General features: G+C 37.7%; 15 protein-coding genes. 12 read left to right on the top strand and 3 right to left on the bottom strand.

What is annotated here, in order from left to right:
* The first annotated feature begins 24 nt into the window (after positions 1 to 24).
* From IQ244_RS07000 to IQ244_RS06990, 3 genes are all read left to right on the top strand, one after another.
* Positions 25 to 3,000 (top strand): hybrid sensor histidine kinase/response regulator, encoded by a 2,976-nt coding sequence (locus IQ244_RS07000; RefSeq protein WP_193891185.1) that lies wholly within the window; start codon positions 25 to 27, stop codon positions 2,998 to 3,000.
* A complete protein-coding gene (locus IQ244_RS06995; RefSeq protein WP_193891182.1) occupies positions 2,997 to 3,197 on the top strand; it encodes a hypothetical protein in 201 nt (66 codons plus the stop codon). The genes IQ244_RS07000 and IQ244_RS06995 overlap by 4 nt, the downstream gene beginning before the upstream one ends.
* Positions 3,198 to 3,726: 529 nt before the next feature.
* Positions 3,727 to 3,999 (top strand): hypothetical protein, encoded by a 273-nt coding sequence (locus tag IQ244_RS06990; protein ID WP_193891179.1) that lies wholly within the window; start codon positions 3,727 to 3,729, stop codon positions 3,997 to 3,999.
* 68 nt (positions 4,000 to 4,067) lie between these two features.
* Here the strand turns inward: IQ244_RS06990 and IQ244_RS06985 are convergent, their stop codons facing one another.
* Positions 4,068 to 4,982, bottom strand: coding sequence for an ion channel (locus IQ244_RS06985; RefSeq protein ID WP_193891534.1), 915 nt, complete (start codon positions 4,980 to 4,982; stop codon positions 4,068 to 4,070).
* A gap of 671 nt (positions 4,983 to 5,653) precedes the next feature.
* Here IQ244_RS06985 and IQ244_RS06980 point away from each other — a divergent pair.
* Together IQ244_RS06980 and IQ244_RS06975 are read left to right on the top strand one after the other, a co-directional pair.
* Positions 5,654 to 6,892, top strand: a complete 1,239-nt coding sequence (locus tag IQ244_RS06980; RefSeq protein WP_193891176.1) for a glycosyltransferase — start codon at positions 5,654 to 5,656, stop codon at positions 6,890 to 6,892.
* 88 nt (positions 6,893 to 6,980) lie between these two features.
* Positions 6,981 to 8,567: a glycosyltransferase family 39 protein gene (locus tag IQ244_RS06975; protein WP_193891173.1), complete on the top strand. Its 1,587-nt coding sequence runs from the start codon at positions 6,981 to 6,983 to the stop codon at positions 8,565 to 8,567.
* Positions 8,568 to 8,690: 123 nt separating this feature from the next.
* Here IQ244_RS06975 and IQ244_RS06970 read toward each other — a convergent pair whose 3' ends face one another.
* The gene (locus IQ244_RS06970; protein ID WP_193891169.1) at positions 8,691 to 10,007 is read right to left on the bottom strand and encodes an MFS transporter; all 1,317 of its coding nucleotides are present in this window, start codon (positions 10,005 to 10,007) and stop codon (positions 8,691 to 8,693) included.
* 564 nt (positions 10,008 to 10,571) lie between these two features.
* On the opposite strand from IQ244_RS06970, the gene IQ244_RS06965 reads away from it, so the two are divergent.
* Complete coding sequence (locus IQ244_RS06965) at positions 10,572 to 11,240, top strand: 2OG-Fe dioxygenase family protein (RefSeq protein WP_193891166.1); 669 nt, start codon at positions 10,572 to 10,574, stop codon at positions 11,238 to 11,240.
* A gap of 186 nt (positions 11,241 to 11,426) precedes the next feature.
* Here the strand turns inward: IQ244_RS06965 and IQ244_RS06960 are convergent, their stop codons facing one another.
* Positions 11,427 to 11,840: a DUF6636 domain-containing protein gene (locus IQ244_RS06960; RefSeq protein WP_193891164.1), complete on the bottom strand. Its 414-nt coding sequence runs from the start codon at positions 11,838 to 11,840 to the stop codon at positions 11,427 to 11,429.
* A 430-nt stretch (positions 11,841 to 12,270) separates the two neighbouring features.
* On the opposite strand from IQ244_RS06960, the gene IQ244_RS06955 reads away from it, so the two are divergent.
* The 6 genes from IQ244_RS06955 to IQ244_RS06930 all read left to right on the top strand — a co-directional run bounded on the left by IQ244_RS06955 (position 12,271) and on the right by IQ244_RS06930 (position 20,239).
* Positions 12,271 to 14,532, top strand: a complete 2,262-nt coding sequence (locus IQ244_RS06955; protein WP_193891161.1) for an ATP-binding protein — start codon at positions 12,271 to 12,273, stop codon at positions 14,530 to 14,532.
* A 44-nt stretch (positions 14,533 to 14,576) separates the two neighbouring features.
* The gene (locus IQ244_RS06950; protein ID WP_193891146.1) at positions 14,577 to 15,026 is read left to right on the top strand and encodes a response regulator; all 450 of its coding nucleotides are present in this window, start codon (positions 14,577 to 14,579) and stop codon (positions 15,024 to 15,026) included.
* 171 nt (positions 15,027 to 15,197) lie between these two features.
* A complete protein-coding gene (locus IQ244_RS06945; RefSeq protein ID WP_193891131.1) occupies positions 15,198 to 16,925 on the top strand; it encodes an ATP-binding protein in 1,728 nt (575 codons plus the stop codon).
* A gap of 455 nt (positions 16,926 to 17,380) precedes the next feature.
* The gene (locus IQ244_RS06940) at positions 17,381 to 18,340 is read left to right on the top strand and encodes an orange carotenoid-binding protein (protein ID WP_015112657.1); all 960 of its coding nucleotides are present in this window, start codon (positions 17,381 to 17,383) and stop codon (positions 18,338 to 18,340) included.
* A 128-nt stretch (positions 18,341 to 18,468) separates the two neighbouring features.
* Entirely contained in the window at positions 18,469 to 18,795 is a 327-nt protein-coding gene (locus tag IQ244_RS06935; RefSeq protein WP_193891128.1) for a hypothetical protein, read from the top strand.
* Between the two features lie 172 nt (positions 18,796 to 18,967).
* Positions 18,968 to 20,239, top strand: a complete 1,272-nt coding sequence (locus tag IQ244_RS06930; protein ID WP_193891532.1) for a tetratricopeptide repeat protein — start codon at positions 18,968 to 18,970, stop codon at positions 20,237 to 20,239.
* Positions 20,240 to 20,532: the final 293 nt, after the last annotated feature.

The following is a 20,532-nucleotide window of genomic DNA, read 5'->3' as shown; positions in this document are numbered from 1 at the left end:
GACTCTTAATTAATAATAAAAACAATGTCACAAGATAAAGAATTAGAAATCCAGATGCAATTTCTGGAAGAAGCAACAGATTACCTGAATACTTTAGAAGGCGTATTGTTGGAAATCGATACCAGCCATCGCATAGATTTAGAAAAAATTAATGGCGCACTCCGCGCTGCCCACTCAATTAAAGGTGGTGCAGCAATGATGGGGTTTCGGGTGTTAAGTGATTTAGCACACCGTTTAGAAGATGCTTTTAAAGTATTAAAAACTAGAAAAAGTTCTCTAGAGATTGACCAACAGTTGCAAAGTTTATTGCTATCGGCAATTGACTGGATGCGTCAAATTGTCGATTTACTATCAACAGAAAGTGTCATTGAGGAACAGTGGTTAACCAGCTTTTGTTTTCCAGTTTTTGATGAACTCCATCAACGTTTGGGTGATCCTAGCCCTGAAGATGCGACAACTATGTTGTCACCAGAAGATGGACAAAATATTATTCCTTTATTATTTGAAACTGAAGTTGAAGGCTGCTTACAACGGTTAGAATCTGTGTTGGCTGATAGTCAACAACCTTGTTTGCAAGAAGAAGTAGTGATTATGGCCGCCGAGTTAGGCGGTTTGGGAGAAATGCTGCAATTAACAGCGTTTACTCAACTGTGTGATTCCATCAAACGCTGTGTTGAATTTGCTACACCAGAACGCGTTCCCGAAATTGCCCAAATTGCATTGCAAACATGGCGGCGATCGCAAGCTTTAGTGTTGACAAATCAATTAGATAGTTTACCTAGAGCCATTGAGTTGAGTGAAGCACCAATTACCTCAACAAATTATCATCAATTTGAGCAACTTTCAACCGCAGATGCGATCGCACAATTTCTCGCTACAGATAACGGTGTTAACCAAGAAGTAGAACTAGCAGAAATACCATTTATTAATCAAGAAGAAATAATCACTGTTAGTAATTTCATCCCCTTAGATGCAGAAATCAATCAAAATATTAGTCTGCCGGAAATTAACACAATTATTGCCGAACACAAAACTGAACCAATTAGTATTGGCAAAGACCGCGAACATTCCGAAAACTCAGTCCGCGTTCCTAGTAAACAACTAGAACAAATTAATGATTTATTTAGTGAATTGATAGTTCAAAGAAACGGTCTACATTCACAACTAGAAAAATTACGTAAGCTTTCACGGAATCTCAGCCAGAGGGTGCAAACTCTTGATCGAGAAAATCAAGAATTACGCATGGCATATAACAGAGTGATATCATCTAATGCGCGTCAGTATCAGATGGCATCATTGGACAACTCAGATACTAACTTAGGACAAGAACCCTCTGCTAATCAGCACTCACTAGATGAAATTAATTTGCGATCGCAAGATGTTATCGAAACGATTGTCCAGGTACAAGAAGTTTCCACAGATATTCAATTAAGTGTAGATGATGCCGATCAAATTGCTCGCAAATTAAACAAAACATCCAAGCAATTACAAACCAAGATTAATCAAGTGCGGATGCGGCCAATTTCCGAGTTAGTTGAGCGTTTTCCTAGAGCCATCCGCGATTTAAATGTGGAGTATGGCAAAAATGTCCAATTAAAAATTGAAGGTGGCAACACTTTAATTGAACGGAGTATTTTAGAAGCATTAAATGACCCTTTAATGCACTTATTAAGGAATGCTTTTGATCATGGCATTGAAGAATCAGCTACTCGTCACAGCTTAGGTAAACCAGAACAAGGATTAATCGAAATTCATGCCACTCACCGTAGTAATCGGACAATTATTACGATGCGGGACGATGGACAAGGTATTTCTTTAGAAAAAATTCGTTCTCGCGCCTTAGCAATGGGATTAGATAGTTCTTTATTAGAAAGTGCAAGTGATGATGAACTACTATCACTAATTTTTGAACCAGGGTTTAGCACCTCCGAAAAAGTCACCGCCTTATCTGGCCGTGGTGTGGGGATGGATGTGGTTCGCAACAACCTCAAACTGGTGCGCGGTGATATTACAGTTCATACAGAACCAGGAATTGGTACGACTTTCAGCCTATCAGTACCATTTACCCTTTCTGTGGCGAGAGTCCTGTTAGTCGAAACAAGTAAAATATTGCTGGCATTTCCCACAGATGTGGTTTCGGAAATATTTTTACTCCAAAGCGATCGCATTATCTCAATGGGCGGTAGCGAAGTCCTCAATTGGCAAGGTACAATGATACCGTTGATTCGCCTGGGACAGTATTTGGACTTTAATTGTCCGCGTTACGACAGCCCAGAACTGGAAACACCCGCAGCCATTAACGCTACTAGCGTGTTAATAGTTAAAGGCAACAATCAAACAGTCGCCGTCCAAGTAGACCGTTGTTGGGGTGAACAAGAAGTTGCTATCCGCCAAGTTGAAGGTAATATTTCCCTACCGGAAGGCTTTAGTAACTGCACAATTCTCGGTGATGGTCGAGTTGTCGCCTTAGTTAGTGCTAACGAATTATTATATTGGATTGCCACTAACCAAAACACTCCCAAAAACAATCAATTACCTTCGGTTAGATTAAAAACACCGTTCCTATTTGTTGATAGTGAAAAACTCGCAGCCTTACCTCCTAAACCAAAAGGCAAGATTTTAATTATTGATGACTCAATTAATGTTCGCCGCTTTTTGGCACTTACCTTAGAAAAAGGTGGCTACCAAGTAGAACAAGCCAAAGATGGCCAAGATGCCTTAGAAAAATTAGAAACAGGCTTGAAAATCTCTGCTGTAATTTGTGATATCGAAATGCCTCGTCTTGATGGTTATGGATTTTTAGGCAAAGTCAAAAACAACATTGATTGGAAAAATATCCCAGTTGCAATGCTAACTTCTCGCAGTAGCGATAAACACCGACAACTTGCTATTCAACTAGGTGCTAGAGCCTATTTTTCTAAACCATATAACGAGCAAGAATTACTCGGTACTCTAGAGCAACTCATTAGTAATGTCGCTGAAACAGCAGCTTCTAATTGAATACAACCTCAATAAATGCTTTGATTAATTCCCAGTCTCAAGCTGGGAGTTATTTTTTTGCTTTGAATATTTGTTTAACAATGGCGATCGCAACTATAGGAATCATATTTGATTTGGAGAAAAAACGTAAGTGTTCAGGAGTCAGAATTCAGGAGTCAGAAGGTTTAAAGAATCAGGAGAAAGATTTGATGAATTAATTTGCTCATCCTATAGATACTTCTAAATTCTGACTTCTGAGTGCTGAATTCTGACAAAAAAACTCAGTACACCTCTGTTACGTCTTTTCCTGTTCCCTATTCCCTTCCTACACAAGTAATTTCAATAATCAAGTCGGATTCCTATATAACGATATGATCAGTAAAATCAACTTCAGCATCGCCTGATAGTATAACTTCTACCCATTGCATAATCAGTCATAAGTAACCTGATAGATATATGTACAACTTAGCTAAAATTCTTATATTGGAGGATGTATCGAGCTTAATACCCCTTTAGCATTATTTTTAGCTGAAAAAAGTTAATTTAGTTACATTTTTCTAGGCTTAGTTAGTATACAGTTATTACCAACTTTACTGGTATTGCTTTTCAGGAGTATGATTTCTCAGATAGTTAGCATCATCCGAATCGTCGGCATCCCTGTATCTATGCTTACTTTGTCTTTACACAATATGTGCTAAAGTTTCTCAACTGCTGATGTTTAATTAAACTCTCCAAATTTAAATAGTTATGACAGAGCAATCAGATTTTCTATCTAATCTCTCTGACTTTCTTTATCCCCGTAGTTGCTATTACGGTCAGTTCAAGCCAGAATATTTAGTATTTAACGCCAACTTACAAGAATTCGCCCAAAGAGTCAGCTACATTAGTAACTTGCAAACGAATGGTAAACTTTCTCCCGAAGAAGCTTACCACCAAATCAAGGCTCTGTGGAAACAATTAAAACGTGCTAAAAAACAACTAGAAATTAGGACAGATGTCTTAGATTCTAACAATTCTTAATAATCGCACATCATGTTGAATAAAAAAACTTTGTGTTCTTGTGCGTTAAAAAGTTATTGTACTCGGCTTTACTCCAATGGGAGAACATCATGGAAATGGTTGTAGTCGATGTAACGATTTCCATCAGATGTGTGATGCAGTATATCTACAAAGCGATGATTCCATAAAATCTCGTTAGTACCATAGCTATGACGTGCATGAACAACTTGCGCCACTGTTTCATCAATGCCACTCAAAGATACCATCAATACACAGTTAGTTTGACTTAAAGATTCTGGTGTCATTCCATATAAAGGACTAGACTGATCAATTACATGGATTACTGACCAACTTAAGGCAAAACCAGGAGTTTGTTGTCGCAAAAGTTTGAGATCATAGATGCGACGCATAAAATCACCTTCTGCGGTAACTTCATCACGCATTAAATACACCCGCATCTGTGCTTCCAAAATTAAATTTCGTCGTTGGTTAGCAGTCCGAAACATGAGAGTCGGCTCACCATCATGGGGTACAATTACCGCCACACGACTAAAGATGACACGGGCTGTTGGACGAGAAAACCGCGCAAAGGCTAACCCTGTCATCACAGCAATTCCCATCACACCCGCGATCGCTTCTACCGTAACAATAATATTGGCATAAGTTGTTTTCGGATACATTGCCCCATAGCCAATTGATGCTAGGGTTTGCACACTAAAGAAAAACACATCTAAAAAAGAACCTGGACGAGCATTAGTAATGCAATCTCCCCCTAATAAATAAGCCAAAGCAAAAAGAGTATTAATAGCTACATAAAAAACAAAAATTAATAGTACAAATCCAGTCCAAGGGACTGTCAGGAGTAAATGGTAAGGATCACGCCAGTAGGAGTACCACAAACCTAAGCCCTTAATCTCGACATTACCATTGTTATACTTGAGGTGAATAATGGGTTCTGAATGCTTTCGTTGCTTTCGTGCAAATCTTTTGAGTTGAAATTTCATCGGGTGTAGCCAAAAGAACGGCGAATCATTGCTATAACTAAGTTTAATAGCCGCTATTATCTGATACATTACATTGGCTAAGTAATACTAGCTGCTTTGACACTACTTATGAATCGAAAGTCATAGATTACTGCGTTAGTTTTCTTTATTAATTTCCTCAGCTTGACAATTTTAATTCCTATTATCTAAGTAAGCTGATGGAAATAAACCAAAATATATTACGAAACATAAATAAGCTAGAAAATCTTACGAATTACATATGAAAAATGAAAAATAGCAGTCTTAACCAGAGAATGTGCAACTTTAACGCACACTAGCTTGTTAGCATTAAAAATGCTGTAGCTCTGGAAATAGAGTTAATTGGTTAGTAACCTAATCTATATAAATTTAATTTTGTCAATAGTATAAATTACAAATTATCTAAAAATTTAAACAACAACCTCATAATAGCAATGCCAAGAATCATAGATAACTATGATCTTTATCTAGACTAAGCCTGACAAATTTAACTTAGATAAATATGAATCTTGTAAATACTGAATTCCCATTTATGGTTTAGTGGATCTTACATAAAAATATATCAAGAATTGGTAAAGATTTTCAGAAACTCTCAGTATACTTACTATTAACAGCTAACCTTAACATTAAAAGGTTTTTGCTACTCAAATTTAATGGATACACAAAAAACTCAATCTTTCTTACCAGCACCTACGGGTAAGTTCCAAGTGCCTGAGTTTCCACCTAGTAAGTCGAGTGTTATTAACCAGCAGCTTCAGTTTTCCCTAGTAATTCCTACTTATAAAGAAAGTAAGAATGTTCGGAATGTTGTTATAAGATTGACGCAAATTCTAGACGAATTTATACCAGGAGACTACGAACTAATTATAGTAGACGATGATAGTCCAGACCGTACTTGGGAAGTAGCATTGTCTTTAGTCGAAGAATATCCTCAATTACAGGTAATGCGCCGTCAGCATGAACGAGGATTATCAACAGCAGTAATTCGTGGATGGCAAGTCGCCAGAGGTAACATTTTAGGTGTAATTGATGGAGATTTACAACATCCACCTCATGTATTAAAACAACTATTAAGCGAAATTTATCAGGGAGCAGATTTAGCCGCAGCCAGTCGTCATATAGAAGGCGGTGGTGTCAGTAGCTGGAGTTTTATTAGGCGCTTTTTATCGCGTGGCGCACAGTTATTGGGATTGCTCATTCTCCCTAAAGTATTAGGTAGAGTTTCTGATCCTATGAGTGGTTATTTTCTAGTACAGCGCAATTGTTTGGCAAGCGTCACTTTAGACCCTGTAGGATACAAAATTTTATTAGAAGTAATTGGCCGGGGTAAGATAGATAAGATTGCAGAAGTTGGTTATGTGTTCTGCGAACGCTATGAGGGTGAGAGCAAAGTTACTTGGAAGCAGTATGTAGATTACATACATCACTTAATACGGTTACGAATTTCCACAGGAAGAATTGGAAGAGTTAGTCAACGTTTTCCCCTTAGTAGATTTGTTCGCTTTGGTTTAGTGGGACTAAGCGGTGTGTTTGTCGATATGGTGATACTCTATCTACTAAGTGATCCAACAACACTAGCCTGGCCTTTAACACGTAGCAAAATCATTGCATCTGAATTTGCAATTTTCAATAATTTTTTGTGGAATGATGCCTGGACGTTTGCAGATGTGAGTATGCAACAACAAGAGTTGCATCAGCGTTTGAAGCGATTTTTGAAATTCAATATTATTTGCCTAGCAGGACTAGTATTGAATGTATTTTTCTTAAACTTAATATTTAATTTTCTCATTCCCAACCGCTACATAGCAAACCTAATTGCGATCGCAATTGCTACTATTTGGAACTTCTGGGTGAACTTGAAACTTAGCTGGCGAGTCACACAAGTTAAGTAAAAAACTTGTTTTAAGACTTCCCAAAATTAGATAAGTGTGTAGAAAGTAATTTTTTGTAATACAAATACCCACGAACATTACTCAAAAAATGAATTTTTATTCAGCTTCTATACGTTTTTTGATTATTTCCGTATTGGCTTTGGGATTATTCTTTCGCTTCGTAAATTTAGATAAAAAAGTTTATTCCTATGACGAAACCTTCTCATCATTAAGAATTTCTGGATATACAGAAGCAGAGATAGCGCAACAGGCATTTAATGGAAAAGAAATTAAAGCCAGTGATTTACAGAAATTCCAGCGTCCTAACCTCGAAAAAGATGTAATAGATACAGTTAAAGGACTAGCGCAAGAAGAGCCTCAACTCACACCCCTTTACTTTGCTATAGCTCGGTTATGGACAGGATTATTCGGTGGTTCTGTAGCTGTAACCAGAAGTTTATCTGCTGTCATTAGCTTGCTGGCGTTTCCCTGCGCTTACTGGTTATGTCGAGAGCTATTTGAATTACCACTAGTTAGCTGGATGGCAGTTTTACTGATGGCAGTATCTCCTTTGCATATATTATTTGCACAGGAATCACGTATGTATAGTTTATGGATAGTCACCACATTGCTATCTGGTGCTTGTCTTTTGCGAGCTATCAGACTTAATACCAAAACGAGTTGGGTAATTTATATAGTTACATTAGCATTAGGGTTATATTCTCATCTTTTAACTCTATTAACTGCTATTGGACATGGAATATACGTATTTCTAACTGAAAAATTCAAATTAACCAAAACAACAATTAGTTACTTACTAGCATTAGTAAGCGGAATACTACTTTTATCCCCTTGGATTTTTGTGATTGTTACAAGTACATCTGAGGTAGAAAGCAGGTTGGCTTGGGCAAATACAAGAAAAAGCTTGTTTTTTTTAGTTAGATCTTGGAGTTTTCAATCTAGCCGTCTTTTCTTTGATGTAAATGTTAATCGTGACTCAAACCCCTGGTTAATATTTTTAATCAGCCCAATAACTATATTGCTATTAATTCTTGTGGGCTATTCAGTTTATTTTCTTTACAAGAAATCTTCCAAATATTCATGGCTATTTGTGACAATCTCACTGTTCATTAATCCACTAATTTTCATTACTAAAGATTTATTACAAGGAGGCGTATCATCAACTTACATTAAGTATTTTACTCCTAGCCTTCTAGCTATTCAAATATCTGTTGCATATCTTCTAGCGATGAAAATTGCCGATGCTTCAGTTAGTTCGCTAATCCAAAAGTTTTGGCGGTCAGTTACGGCCGTTATACTGATATGTGGAATTTTTTCATGTGTACTTAGCTCTCAGGCAAGTAATTGGTGGAATAAAGGTGAAGGTGATAATAAATATAATATACAAGTAGCCCAAATAATTAACCAATCAGTTCAACCTTTAGTGATAGGTAGTGGTTTAACCCATAATGATAAGAGTTTTGTTGGCATTATGTTATCTCTTAGCCATCTGCTTGAACCGCAGGTCAGACTTAGACTTACAGTTGAGCCAAAAATTCCTCTAATACCTAATGATTCTAGTGATGTATTTATTTACAGGCCATCAACTTCACTACTGCGTAAGCTTCGAGATGAATATGAGATCAAGCCAGCTATAGAAAGTAAAGATGTTTGGCTCTGGCAACTAAAAAATTAACTTTACTAGGCAAAAAATCTGATTTATCAACTAATTAAAAATATGCTTGAGCATAGCAAAATACCTATCTTATCTTTAAGTAGAAATGACCAATTTATTTTGTTAATCAACCCAGCAAAACAATTATTTACTTGGCTGGCTAATTATCCCCATCTCTACATATATTGGCTCGACAATTTTTTTGATAATGGGCATTTGTCTAGTAAAATAATAAGCTCCTATCATGCAACAAGTACCACCAAATAATAGTGAATTTGCTACACCAATTTGACCAGCTAAGGCTCCAAAAAATAAGTTACCAAAAGGTAGAATACCTAAAAACCCAGTTGTAAATATACTAGTTACTCTGCCTCTTTTGTCTTCTTCTACTAAAACTAACTGCGTAAAATTATTAATAGAAGCTAGGGTAAGTGTATTAGTCATACCAATAATGAATATGAGTAATAAACAAACTTCTAATTTATTTAATCGGGAAAATATCATTAAAGATAATCCTAGAATAGTGGCTGAAAATGCCATAATTTTCACTAAAAATGGTGCTTTTTGCCCCGATATTAAATAAAGCCCTGCAACTATCGAACCTAATGCTGAAGCTGTCATTAAAAATCCCATTGTTTCAGCATTACCCTGCAATACCTCTTGGGCAAAAATAGGAATTAAGTTGACATGGGTCATAGCCATAAAGCAAATGATAATTTGCAGTACTAATGCATATTTAATTGGCAAAAATTGATAAGCAAAAATAAAGCCTTCTTTTAGATTTGTCCAAATTTGGGCTTTTTGGCTAAAAGACTGATTGGCAACTGGTTTAATATGAATAGTTAAAATTGCCGATAAAAAGGGTAAGTAACTAATAGCATCCATTAAAAAACAAGAAGCTGGGCCACTTCTGGCAATCATTACTCCTCCAATCATAGGGCTGACAAACTTCGCTGTATTAATTAAGAATGAGTGGGAAGCCATTGCACTATAAGTATCTGCTTTTTTCTCTACAAGTCGGGGGATGATTACTTGACGTGCAGGTAAATCGAAGGCTTTGACTATTCCCTGAAGTGTCCCAATAATAATAATCCAGGCAACATTGATGTTACTGTTAATAGTTAAATAAGTAAGTGTGGCAGATAGCAGAATAGATACTAACTGTGTAGTTAATAAAACATATCTTAAGTTCCAGCGATCTAATAAGACACCTACTAAGGGAGTAATAATTAGTCCCATCGCCTGATTCGTAAATCCAGCTACACCTACTAATACTGCTGAATTTGTTAATTGATAGACTAGCCATACTAAGGCAATTTGAGTCATCCAAGACCCGAAAAAAGATAGGCTTTCACCAATTACAAAGCAAGAAAAATTTGCAGATTTTAATGCAGGCGGAATTTTCAAAAAAGTAACTGAAAGTTTATCTTTCTGGTAGTTTTTTTTACTACTTCGTTGCATAACGATTTCCTGATAACCGGCTGTTAGTGTTTCAACAGATATGTATTGATAGCAGAATTAAGGAACCGGAATCTTTGGGGTTTCTAAATCCTAACTCTGCTTCGCCAATCTAATTAGTAAAGCTGAATATTAGTAATGCATAAATTTTGTATGCTTACTATTAGTCCAAAAAAAATATCCAGTTAAGTTATCTTCTAATAATTGAGATAAATAAGTCCTCCCAATTCTGTTATTGCATAGATATCTCCGCCAGTGTAAAGACTAGATATTAACAGTTTGCTTGGTACTAGATTTTCCATGATTTGGACGGTGAACAATATACAACGGTATCTCGCTTTATATACCGGAGTATGCATTTATGAGATTTACACAGATTTAGTAAAAAAACAAGGGCTAGAGAGAAGATATTTTTATTTTTTTGTGAAGTTATTGCTGTATCACAATTTGTCAAAATATGTAGTCAATTTAACGACACTTTAATAAAAAGTAGCATATACTCGGTGTTATAAGCCTCCGAGAAAGAAAAATAGCGGAGGATTTAAACCTAATCAGCAGGTAAATCCTATGCAAACAGTATGGGAATCAACAGAATTAGAATATGCCTTTCTGTTCACCTTAAGAAAGGTAAATTCAATTAATCCCGAAGGTTTTGAGCCATTTTTTCATAATTTGCCAGTTGATCCTTATATCAAGGGCAATTATCGTTTAAGAAGATTATCTCGCTTTACTGTGTCTGGAAATGAGTTAATTAAACTACCACACGGTTATCTCTTGCAAAGTAAGACTTATAACCCTTTAGTGGGAGATATTAAAAGAGAATTCTCGGAATTGGAAGATGGCATCATTGAGCTTGATATCTTTAAAAAGATGGTCTTAGCCTTTAGTGATTCTTGTAAGCTGCACCCAGAAGCAGAAATAGGCGTTCATCAAATTAGAACGATCTGTTCGGCTGAAAATATGGGTAATCCAGCACCTGAAGGTATCCATCAAGATGGTACTGATTTTATCGGCATATTCTCTGTTGCGCGAGAAAATATTCAAGGGGGCGAAACCCATTTATACACTGCGAAAAAAGAGAAGCCTGTTTTTAGCAAAGTCTTGAATTCTGGTGAACTGTTATTGGTTAACGACCACGAATTTTTCCATTTTACCACTCCCATTAAACCGCAAACTAATGGGTTAGGTATTAGAGATGTGTTTGTATTAACTTCGCCTAGTTTGTTAACCGAATAATTATTGCCAAAGTAAATTCATTTTATAGAGATGAAGCAGAGTTTGTTTATTTGTCCTTCCCAACATTAATTTATGGCAAATATGGGGAATTGACTATGTTCAATTCCCCATATTTTTTATTTGGATGTTGAATTGCTAAACCTACTTTAATTAATTGCGATCGCCTGCTAAACTGACTCTGCAATTTTAAAAAAATCTTTGTCGTTCTCGGCTCAGTTCCCAACCTCTTTTATCTCGGTTAATGCAAGTTAAGCCTGTCTTTCTGGATGTGCAAGTAAAACCTTGATAACGCAATATTTTACCATATTGTAAAACAGGACTATTTGCATCTGCTACTGTGTCACCATAACAACCCCGATAACCATTACCTCGCTGATTCAGATTAAATACATGACCCCAATCTAATTCACAGTCTTTGGGTTGAGGGGGGATTCTTCCAGTAATTTCTAAAACATCACAACGAATACTTTCATCTGCAATTAAACAGTGAATATTCCGAGAAGGTGTTTGAAATTGGGTTTCTGCTTGGGCGATCGCTGGGAAATATATGCAGGAAAATATAGTTGTTGTTAGGATGGTCAAAAGATTTTTGCGCTTCATAAAAAATGCCTTGTCAGAAAAAAGTTCTTGATAGCAAATTTGTCTCTTAAAGGCTGGTGCTACTTTTTCTAAATGCACACACTCCTTTGTCTAATTTGCCAGATTTAATTATATTCGTGATTATTAATACTAGCCAATACTTAGAATATCCGGTACAGATTAAAGCAATAAATCTTATAATACTTACTAGAAATTGCTTTTACGCTTTTAGTAAAAATCACTGCAAATCAGTAGCGGCAATTCATGTAACTTTTATAGCATAAAGTCGGATTTGTGAGAAATGAAGTAGAAGTTAGCAGCTAAGAATAACCGCTTGAGAGAGTTATGACTTAAACTCCCACCTCTACAAATTAGCAGCAAGAGCAAGGCAGAATAATTCCTATCTGTAATTTAGTGCATTGTCATCAGTTAAACTTTACTTATTCACATCATGAGTCCTGAAGACATCACTGCTCAAACTACTTCTGGAAACAACCATGACCAACCGATTCATCTCTCTGGGTCGATACAGCCGCATGGTTTATTACTCGCACTCAATGCTGAGTTAGAAATTTGGCAAGTTAGCAACAATACTCAGAACTATTTGGATAAACAACCCCAAGAGTTGCTTGGTAAACCATTGAGTTGTTTACTAGCTACTCAACAGGTAATAACTATTAAACAGTGCTTAGAGAAAAAAATTGGTAGTATTACAACTTTAAAAATACCAATCACAACTATTAATGGGGAACGATACTTTGATGGTATTGTTCATCGAACAAGCAATGCGATAATTTTGGAACTAGAGCCAAGAGACAGTGATGATGAGGTGAGTTTTTTAGGTTTTTATAGTTTGGTGAGTGAAGCGATCGCTCAATTGCAAAATACCTCAAACCTGGAAGAATTTTTGCATTTAGTTGCCTCAGAATACCGCAAAATCACCGCTTTTGACCGAGTAATGGTCTATCAATTTGATGAACAAGGTGCAGGTACGGTGGTTGCGGAAGTCAAGCGCGAAGATTTACCGCCTTATTTGGGGCTTCACTATCCTGCTATAGATATTCCTGAACCTGCAAGACAGCTATATATTCAGTGTTGGCAGCGATTTATCCCCAATTTCATCGCCCAACCTGTGGAGTTGGTTTCCCAAAATTCAACTGACTCAGCACCCGTTGATTTAAGCTGGGCTGTATTGCGGAGTGTTGACCCTTGCTGTGTTACATATCATCAAAATATGGGCGTAGCAGCTATTTTGGTGATTGCTTTAATTAAAAATCAGCAGTTATGGGGGTTAATTTCTTGTCATCATCAAACACCCAAATATCTAGCTTATGAAGTGCTGAAAATCTGCGAATTTTTAGGACAGATTGTCTCGTTAGAGTTAGGACACAAAGTTATTCACTCAGAATTAGACTATGAAGTCAGGCTGAAATCTCTCCAGGCGGAATTTGTTGAGTTAATTTCTCAAGCGGATAATTTTATTGATGCGTTAATTAAACCGCAACCGAGTTTATTAGCTCTAGTTAGTGCTACTGGGGCGGCGGTATGCCTAGATAATGAAGTTACCCTGGTGGGTGAAACACCAAATATAGAACAAGTGCGATCGCTAATTACTTGGGTAGACAGTCAAGTTAGCAATCGTATTTTTGCTACCGATTCTTTGCCAAAACAGTACCCAGAGGCGATTCAATTTAAAAATACCGCCAGTGGCTTACTATTGTTACGCATTTCCCAAATCCAGCGTTACTATATTCTCTGGTTTCGCCCGGAAGTTGTGCAAACTATTAATTGGGCTGGAAATCCCAACGAGTCAATACAGACAAATACAGATGGTAGCGTGATTTTTTGTCCGCGGACATCCTTTGAAAAATGGCAAGAAATAGTCCAGTTAACTTCTCTACCGTGGAAACAGTGTGAGATTGATAACGCCTTGGCTTTAAAAAATGCGATCGTCGGGATTGTCCTATCCAAAGCTGAGGAATTAGCCAAAATTAACCAAGAATTAGAACGGAGTAACCGCGAACTCGCCTCTTTTGCTTATGCGGCTTCTCACGACCTTAAAGAACCGTTGCGGGGCATTTATAACTTCTCGACAATTTTAATCGAAGATTATGCCCAAGTTCTTGATGAAGATGGGATTGACTACTTACAGACTGTACTTTCTTTGTCTGTGCGGATGGAAACTCTGATTAATTCCCTATTACGTCTCTCCCAATTAGGACAAACAGAACCCGATTTCCAACTGACAGATCTCAATGAATTACTCAACCAAGTGATTGATGTGATTAGTGCTAGTCGTCATAATGCTGAACTAAATATTCAGATTCCTCGCCCTTTACCAACAGTTCAGTGTGACGCGGTATTACTCAACGAGGTTTTTACTAATTTGATCATCAATGCCTTGAAATATAACGATAAACCAGAGCCATCAGTAGAAATTGGCTTTATCAGCGACAAAGAATCAGATAAACTCCCAAAATCTGCCTTATTGCCTGTCTTTTATGTTAAAGATAACGGTATTGGCATTCAAGCGCATCATTACCAAACCATCTTTCGCCTATTTAAACGGCTGCACTCTCAAGAAAAGTATGGCGGCGGAACGGGAGCCGGACTAGCCATTTCTAAAAAAATTGTTGAGTTACACAATGGTCAAATTTGGGTTGAATCCACTGTGAGTATAGGTTCTACCTTTTATTTCACCTTGGGGCAATAGTTTAAGATAATTAAAATTTTTTGTTACATTTTTTAAAATCTCTGATGACGAAAAAACTTAACAAACCTCTGTTGGTTGTTGAGGATAGCAATGAAGACTTTAAAATGTTGCAACGCCTGATGCGGCGGTTGGCTGTCCAGAACCCCATATACAGATGTACAAATGGGGACGAAGTTTTAGACTTGCTTTATCAAGAAGAAAGTTCGCAAAACCCTAACAGCATACCAACGCCTTCTGTCATCTTGCTTGACCTGAATTTACCAGGGATTGATGGCCGTGACATCCTCGAACGGCTCAAGCAAGATATATGTTTGAAGAAAATCCCTATTGTGGTTTTTACTACCTCATCCAACCCCAAAGATATTGAATTTTGCTACCAGAAGGGAGCCAATGGCTATTTAGTCAAGCCGATGGATGCTCAAGAACTACAAAAGACGGTTCAAGCATTCGTTGACTATTGGTTGGAAAGTAATACTGTACCGCCTGGGGATTAAAGGTAAGGGTGTAGGGGTTTAAGGGAAAGCTGTTGATATTTTTTCTAGCCCCTAACCCTTAAACTTTTAAATTTAATATTTTATTTATATTTTTGTAATGATTAATTAACAATTGCAGTAATGTATGGGATTGTGAGTGAAGGAGTGTAAACATTCTCCCCCATTCTGAATATGCCGGACACTTGGACGCTACTCATCATTGATGATTGTGCCGAGGATCGGAAAATCTATCGTCGATACTTATTAAAAGATCCTCAAAATTCATATCAAATATTCGAGGCAGATTCTGCGGAGGAAGGGTTGGCGTTGTGCCAATCAATACACTGCGATGTGATTCTACTGGATTTTTGCTTACCTGATATGAGTGGGCTAGATTTGCTTGAGCGTTTGAAAAAGCGTAAGGTTGAAGCTCCTGTTTCCATAATTATGTTGACAGGGCGTGGAGACGAAGCAGTTGCAGTACAAGCTATGAAACGAGGCGCTCATGATTATTTAGTTAAACAGCACCTCCAGTTAGATGTATTACAATTAGCAGTTCGCAATGCCATTAAACAATCTTGCCTAGAAGTTAAACTCAGCAAAACTCAAGAACGACAGCGTTTAATTGCGACGACAGCACTTCGTATTCGCCAGTCGCTGAATCTAGAAGAAATTCTGCATACGGCTGTTGTTGAAGTACAGCAACTTTTGAAGTGCGATCGCGTGATGGTCTATCAGTTCACTTCTGATATGGATGGTAAGATAGTCGCATCATCTGGAGAACCTGAGCAAATATGCAATAATCTCTGGGATACTTGCTATCAAGAAGAAAGCAGCTTTGTGACTACACAAGTAGCTCATAGTACTATCACGACTAAACAAAAAAACTTAGTCGTGGCTTACAGCGATCTTGGCGAAAATCATCGTTGGCGATGCAGACGCAGAATTTCCCATAACCATGAAGCAAGTTTGAGCCATTTGTGTTTCCAGACAAAAGAACAACTGAACCCTCAAGTAAATTTAGTAGTTCCCATTAATCTGAACCAAAACAATAACCCCAACCCAAAACTTTGGGGGTTTTTAATAGCCCAACCTATTTCTCAAGATAGACTATGGCCAGCTGATGAAGTAGAGATTCTCAATCAAGTATCAGTCCAATTAGCGATCGCTATTCAACAAGCAGAACTTTTGGCGATGACTCAAGCTGCACTGATAAAAGAAAAGGAACTCAACAAATTTAAATCTCAAATCGTCACCATAGTTTCTCACGAATACCGTACACCCTTAGCTTCCATCTTGGCGGCTGCATCAACAATTAAGCAACACGGCGCACAACTGAATGAGTCGAGAAAAAACCGCTTCTTACAAATCATTGAGCAAAAGACTAGGCATCTTTCCAAACTCGTGGATGATATGCTGTTAGTCCATCAATTAGAACTCGACAAAACCAAATTTAAGCCGCAGCAGCTAGATTTACTGCAATTTACTTCCGAGTTAATTGAAGATCAGCAAGAAGTATTAGGCGATCGCCATGAATTAATTTTACAGATTACAGGCAATCATCAAAGCTTTTGGGGCGATCGCGGACTTTTACGGCAAATACTATTGAATTTATTATCTAATGCCATCAAATATTCCCCAGAAGGCGGCAATATAGAAATTTATTTGAATGGTAAAGAATCAGAAATTCTCCTAGAAATTCAAGATAAAGGCATTGGTATTCCCTTAGCAGATCAAGAAAACCTGTTCAAATCCTTTAGTCGTGGAAGTAATGTTGACACCATACCAGGAACAGGTTTGGGTTTAGTCATTACTAAAGCTTGTGTAGAGTTACATGGCGGCAGTATTAGTTTATCTAGTCAAGAGGGACAGGGAACTAAAGTTACCGTTAGATTGCCAAAGCAGCATTCTAATTGTTGACATATTCCCTACCGAGTACACACAAAGATTCCTGTCGTTCCGCCTCAGAATTAATTTTGAGTCTCATAGCACTAGTTATCTCCAGATGACTCAACAAAAAATGTCTTACAGTCCACTTAAGTGGACTTATGCTATGAGCCTGGAACTTTAGTTCTAGGCGGGATGTGCCTAAACATGAAAATTCTTGACTTGTGTGTAGACTATAGGTGCTGAGTAGAGAAATATTAATCAGCACTTTTAAGAGTCTGTAACCCTTGAAACCCTTACAGATAGTACTTGTGTGTACAAAGTCGCAACCACGCTGGCGGTGTATTTTGCAATACTCATTAAAAATTGTGAATATTTATTAACTTATGTGATATTTTTGTAACAGGTCACAAAAGCTTGAACGTTCAAACGCTCTCGCCTGCGTCCTTTTGCTAGTTGTAAATACAATTAAGGTTAGGTGTGTAAATATGCCAATTACAATTGACTCGGCTCGTGGTATTTTTCCAGAAACCCTATCTGCTGATGCAGTACCAGCCACAATTGCGAGATTTAAGCAACTCAGTGCGGAAGATCAGCTGGCATGGACTTGGTTTGCTTATTTAGAAATGGGTAAAACAATTACTATTGCGGCTCCAGGCGCTGCTCGTATGCAGTTTGCCGAAGGAACTCTCGATCAAATTCGGAAAATGACTTTTCCTGAGCAAAGTCAGGTTATGTGCGATTTAGCCAACAATGCTGATACACCTATTTGTCGTACCTATGCTACTTGGTCGGCAAACATCAAACTAGGTTTCTGGTATCAACTTGGAGTATGGATGGATCAAGGTATTGTTGCACCAATTCCTGCTGGCTATCAACTTTCCGCCAATGCTTCGGCAGTACTGCAAGCAGTTAGAGAACTGGATCAGGGACAACAAATTACCGTCTTACGCAATTCTGTAGTTGATATGGGATTTGATCCAAACAAGTTGGGCGACTATACCAGAGTCGCTGAACCTGTTGTTGCGCCTAAAGATGTGTCGCAACGCACTCAAGTCACCATTGAAGGCCTGACAAATGCAACAGTGCTGAGTTATATGGACAACCTTAATGCCAATGATTTTGGGGCATTAATTGATTTGTTCGCACCTGATGCAGCTTTGCAACCTCCTTTCCAAAGACCAATCGTTGGCAGAGATGCTATTCTGCGATTTTTCAACGAAGAATGCCAAAACCTCAGCTTGCTTCCAGAAAGAGGCGTTGCTGAACCAGCAGAAGAGGGTTACACCCAAATCAAAGTTACAGGTAAAGTCCAAACTCCTTGGTTTGGTGCTGGTGTTGGGATGAATATGGCTTGGCGATTTTTAATTAATCCTAAAGGCAAAATTTTCTTTGTAGCAATTGATTTGTTGGCATCTCCTAAAGAACTATTAAATTTAGTTCGCTAGAAGAAGTACTTTTTAATAGCTATACCTTGAATGATGGTGTGAGCGCTCTCTAGTCAAGGGCGCTCCTATTTTTTGCAGCAAATGACCCATTGATAAAACAATTAAACGCATAAATTTTAAGGTTCGGAATGCAAGTGAGTGAAGTTGAATGGTCTAAGACCGAGGAAGAAATAGCGAAACAAGCTTTTGAAAAAGCATATCAGCGAGAAATTGAGGCTGTGATCCAAGAAGTTCAGCAAAGATCCAGTATAATGACCCAGGCTGATGAAATGTGGCAGTTACATGATTTCTTAAGCGCGAGAAGGCATGAAATAGATGGTAAATACGAATACAGATATTCAGTTCTCATCTTTGTCTTTGCTAGGTTGATCAAAGAGGGTTGGCTGCATCTTGATGAACTACAAGGACTGGAAAAAGATAAGTTAACCAAAGTAGCAGTTATGACTCGGATGTAAAAAGTGACCCAGCCGCATACTTGATAGCAGCAGACAGACAGAGATGTTTTCTGCTGCATTTCTTTTGTACCAGCACTTCGCTTTGATTAAATTCCGCAACACAGCTTTTAATATGGTGCAAGATAGAAGTTATGGTGGGCAGATTGCAACATACACCTATAAATTAGCAATTATGAGTAATCACGAACTCTACTTACAGGGGTTAGAAAAAGCCAAACAAAAAGATTATAGTGGGGCGATCGCAGATTTTAGCCAAGTAATACAGCTGATGCCATTCTATACTGAGGCTTATCTGCAAAGAGGTTTGGCATATTATGATTTAGGGCAGCTTCTCCCGGCAGTTTCTGATTATACCGAAGCCTTAAAAATTGATGCTAAATTCGTCGAAGCTTATTATAGTCGGGCATTGGCGCGAGTAGCGTTGAAAAATTTCCCTGGCGCGTTAGATGATGTAGAACGGGCGATTAATCTGCGTGGTAATTATGCCGCAGCTTATAATTTGCGGGGAATAGTGCGCCGCAAACAAGGATTTATTCAAGATGCGATCGCCAGTTTTAAACAAGCCGCAGAATTATATTTACAACAACAAGATAAAGAAAATTGTCGTCTCTGTCTAGAACAGATTAAACAGTTACAACCGCCAGCTAAAGCAGCCGTACAAGAGCAGAGTTCGGTAACTACACCTATCATCTCCACTAAAGATTATTTTACGCAACTATTAGACAAAGCCGAAAAGGGAGATACACGCGAGGCGATCGCAGATTTAAACTGGGTATTACAAGCAGATCCGCAAGATGCTCAAGCTTATTGCTGTCGGGGTGTGGTACGTTGCAAAATGGGGAATTACCGCGAGGCGATCGCCGATTTTAACCAAGCACTGTTACTCAACTTTCAAGATGCTATCGTCTATCGCAACCGAGGTAAAGCCCGTGCTTTGTTGGGAGATCATCAAGGTGCGATCGCCGATTTTAACCAAGCACTCAAAATACAACCCCAAGATACCTTGATATATGTTGCCAGAGGCAATGTCTATCGAGCAACGGGTAATTATCTAGGTGCAATTCAAGATTACACTCAAGCCCTACAAATTAATCCTCATGATGCCTCAGCTTATTACAATCGTGGCATTGCTCATACATTACTCGAAGAAATGCAAAGTGCTGTAGAAGATTATCAACGTGCAGCTAGTATTTATTGTGAACAAGAAGATTGGGATAATTATCAACAAGTTTTAAACAGTCTGCAAAAAATTCAGACAGCTTATCCTGAATCTAAAAAGCAAAAGTATAATTTATTACGCCAAAAACTTTTGCGCTTAGTTGGTGGTTATTGGGAAATTGCTCAACGATTAATTGACCAAAAACAAGATAATTATCCCGGAAGACCAGATGAATGGTATATGCAAAAAGTAATTGAAGATTTAGAACGCGATCGCGGTAGATAATACTAATTGTATACCGCCAGATTTTCAATTTAACGGGATATTAAAGCTAGTTATTCATTCACTATTCAGACAAAAATTAATTGAATAATTCTGGCAACTGACTACTAAATTCAATTTAGATAAATCAACAGCCAAAATTGAGTTAATTGATGAATAATCAACAATATCAAATTATCAAAAGACACAATATCAGGACTTATGTCTAAACATTTGCCCCCTTAGACTTGATTTTTCAGATGATGTAGATAAGAATAAATATTACTCTCATACAGAGTAAGCGATCTTGGTGATAA

This window comes from Nostoc sp. LEGE 06077 (genome assembly GCF_015207705.1).
Lineage (GTDB): Bacteria > Cyanobacteriota > Cyanobacteriia > Cyanobacteriales > Nostocaceae > Nostoc_B.
Note: the sequence above shows the minus strand (reverse complement) of the source record. Positions and strands in the feature narration are given on the sequence as shown.

What these genes read in the sequence shown, in the direction of transcription:
- IQ244_RS07000 (WP_193891185.1), top strand. Translation starts at nt 25, where the DNA reads ATGTCACAAGATAAAGAATTAGAAATCCAGATGCAATTTCTGGAAGAA.
- IQ244_RS06990 (WP_193891179.1), top strand. Translation starts at nt 3,727, where the DNA reads ATGACAGAGCAATCAGATTTTCTATCTAATCTCTCTGACTTTCTTTAT.
- IQ244_RS06985 (WP_193891534.1), bottom strand. Translation starts at nt 4,982, where the DNA reads ATGAAATTTCAACTCAAAAGATTTGCACGAAAGCAACGAAAGCATTCA.
- IQ244_RS06980 (WP_193891176.1), top strand. Translation starts at nt 5,654, where the DNA reads ATGGATACACAAAAAACTCAATCTTTCTTACCAGCACCTACGGGTAAG.
- IQ244_RS06975 (WP_193891173.1), top strand. Translation starts at nt 6,981, where the DNA reads ATGAATTTTTATTCAGCTTCTATACGTTTTTTGATTATTTCCGTATTG.
- IQ244_RS06970 (WP_193891169.1), bottom strand. Translation starts at nt 10,007, where the DNA reads ATGCAACGAAGTAGTAAAAAAAACTACCAGAAAGATAAACTTTCAGTT.
- IQ244_RS06965 (WP_193891166.1), top strand. Translation starts at nt 10,572, where the DNA reads ATGCAAACAGTATGGGAATCAACAGAATTAGAATATGCCTTTCTGTTC.
- IQ244_RS06960 (WP_193891164.1), bottom strand. Translation starts at nt 11,840, where the DNA reads ATGAAGCGCAAAAATCTTTTGACCATCCTAACAACAACTATATTTTCC.
- IQ244_RS06955 (WP_193891161.1), top strand. Translation starts at nt 12,271, where the DNA reads ATGAGTCCTGAAGACATCACTGCTCAAACTACTTCTGGAAACAACCAT.
- IQ244_RS06950 (WP_193891146.1), top strand. Translation starts at nt 14,577, where the DNA reads ATGACGAAAAAACTTAACAAACCTCTGTTGGTTGTTGAGGATAGCAAT.
- IQ244_RS06945 (WP_193891131.1), top strand. Translation starts at nt 15,198, where the DNA reads ATGCCGGACACTTGGACGCTACTCATCATTGATGATTGTGCCGAGGAT.
- IQ244_RS06940 (WP_015112657.1), top strand. Translation starts at nt 17,381, where the DNA reads ATGCCAATTACAATTGACTCGGCTCGTGGTATTTTTCCAGAAACCCTA.
- IQ244_RS06935 (WP_193891128.1), top strand. Translation starts at nt 18,469, where the DNA reads ATGCAAGTGAGTGAAGTTGAATGGTCTAAGACCGAGGAAGAAATAGCG.
- IQ244_RS06930 (WP_193891532.1), top strand. Translation starts at nt 18,968, where the DNA reads ATGAGTAATCACGAACTCTACTTACAGGGGTTAGAAAAAGCCAAACAA.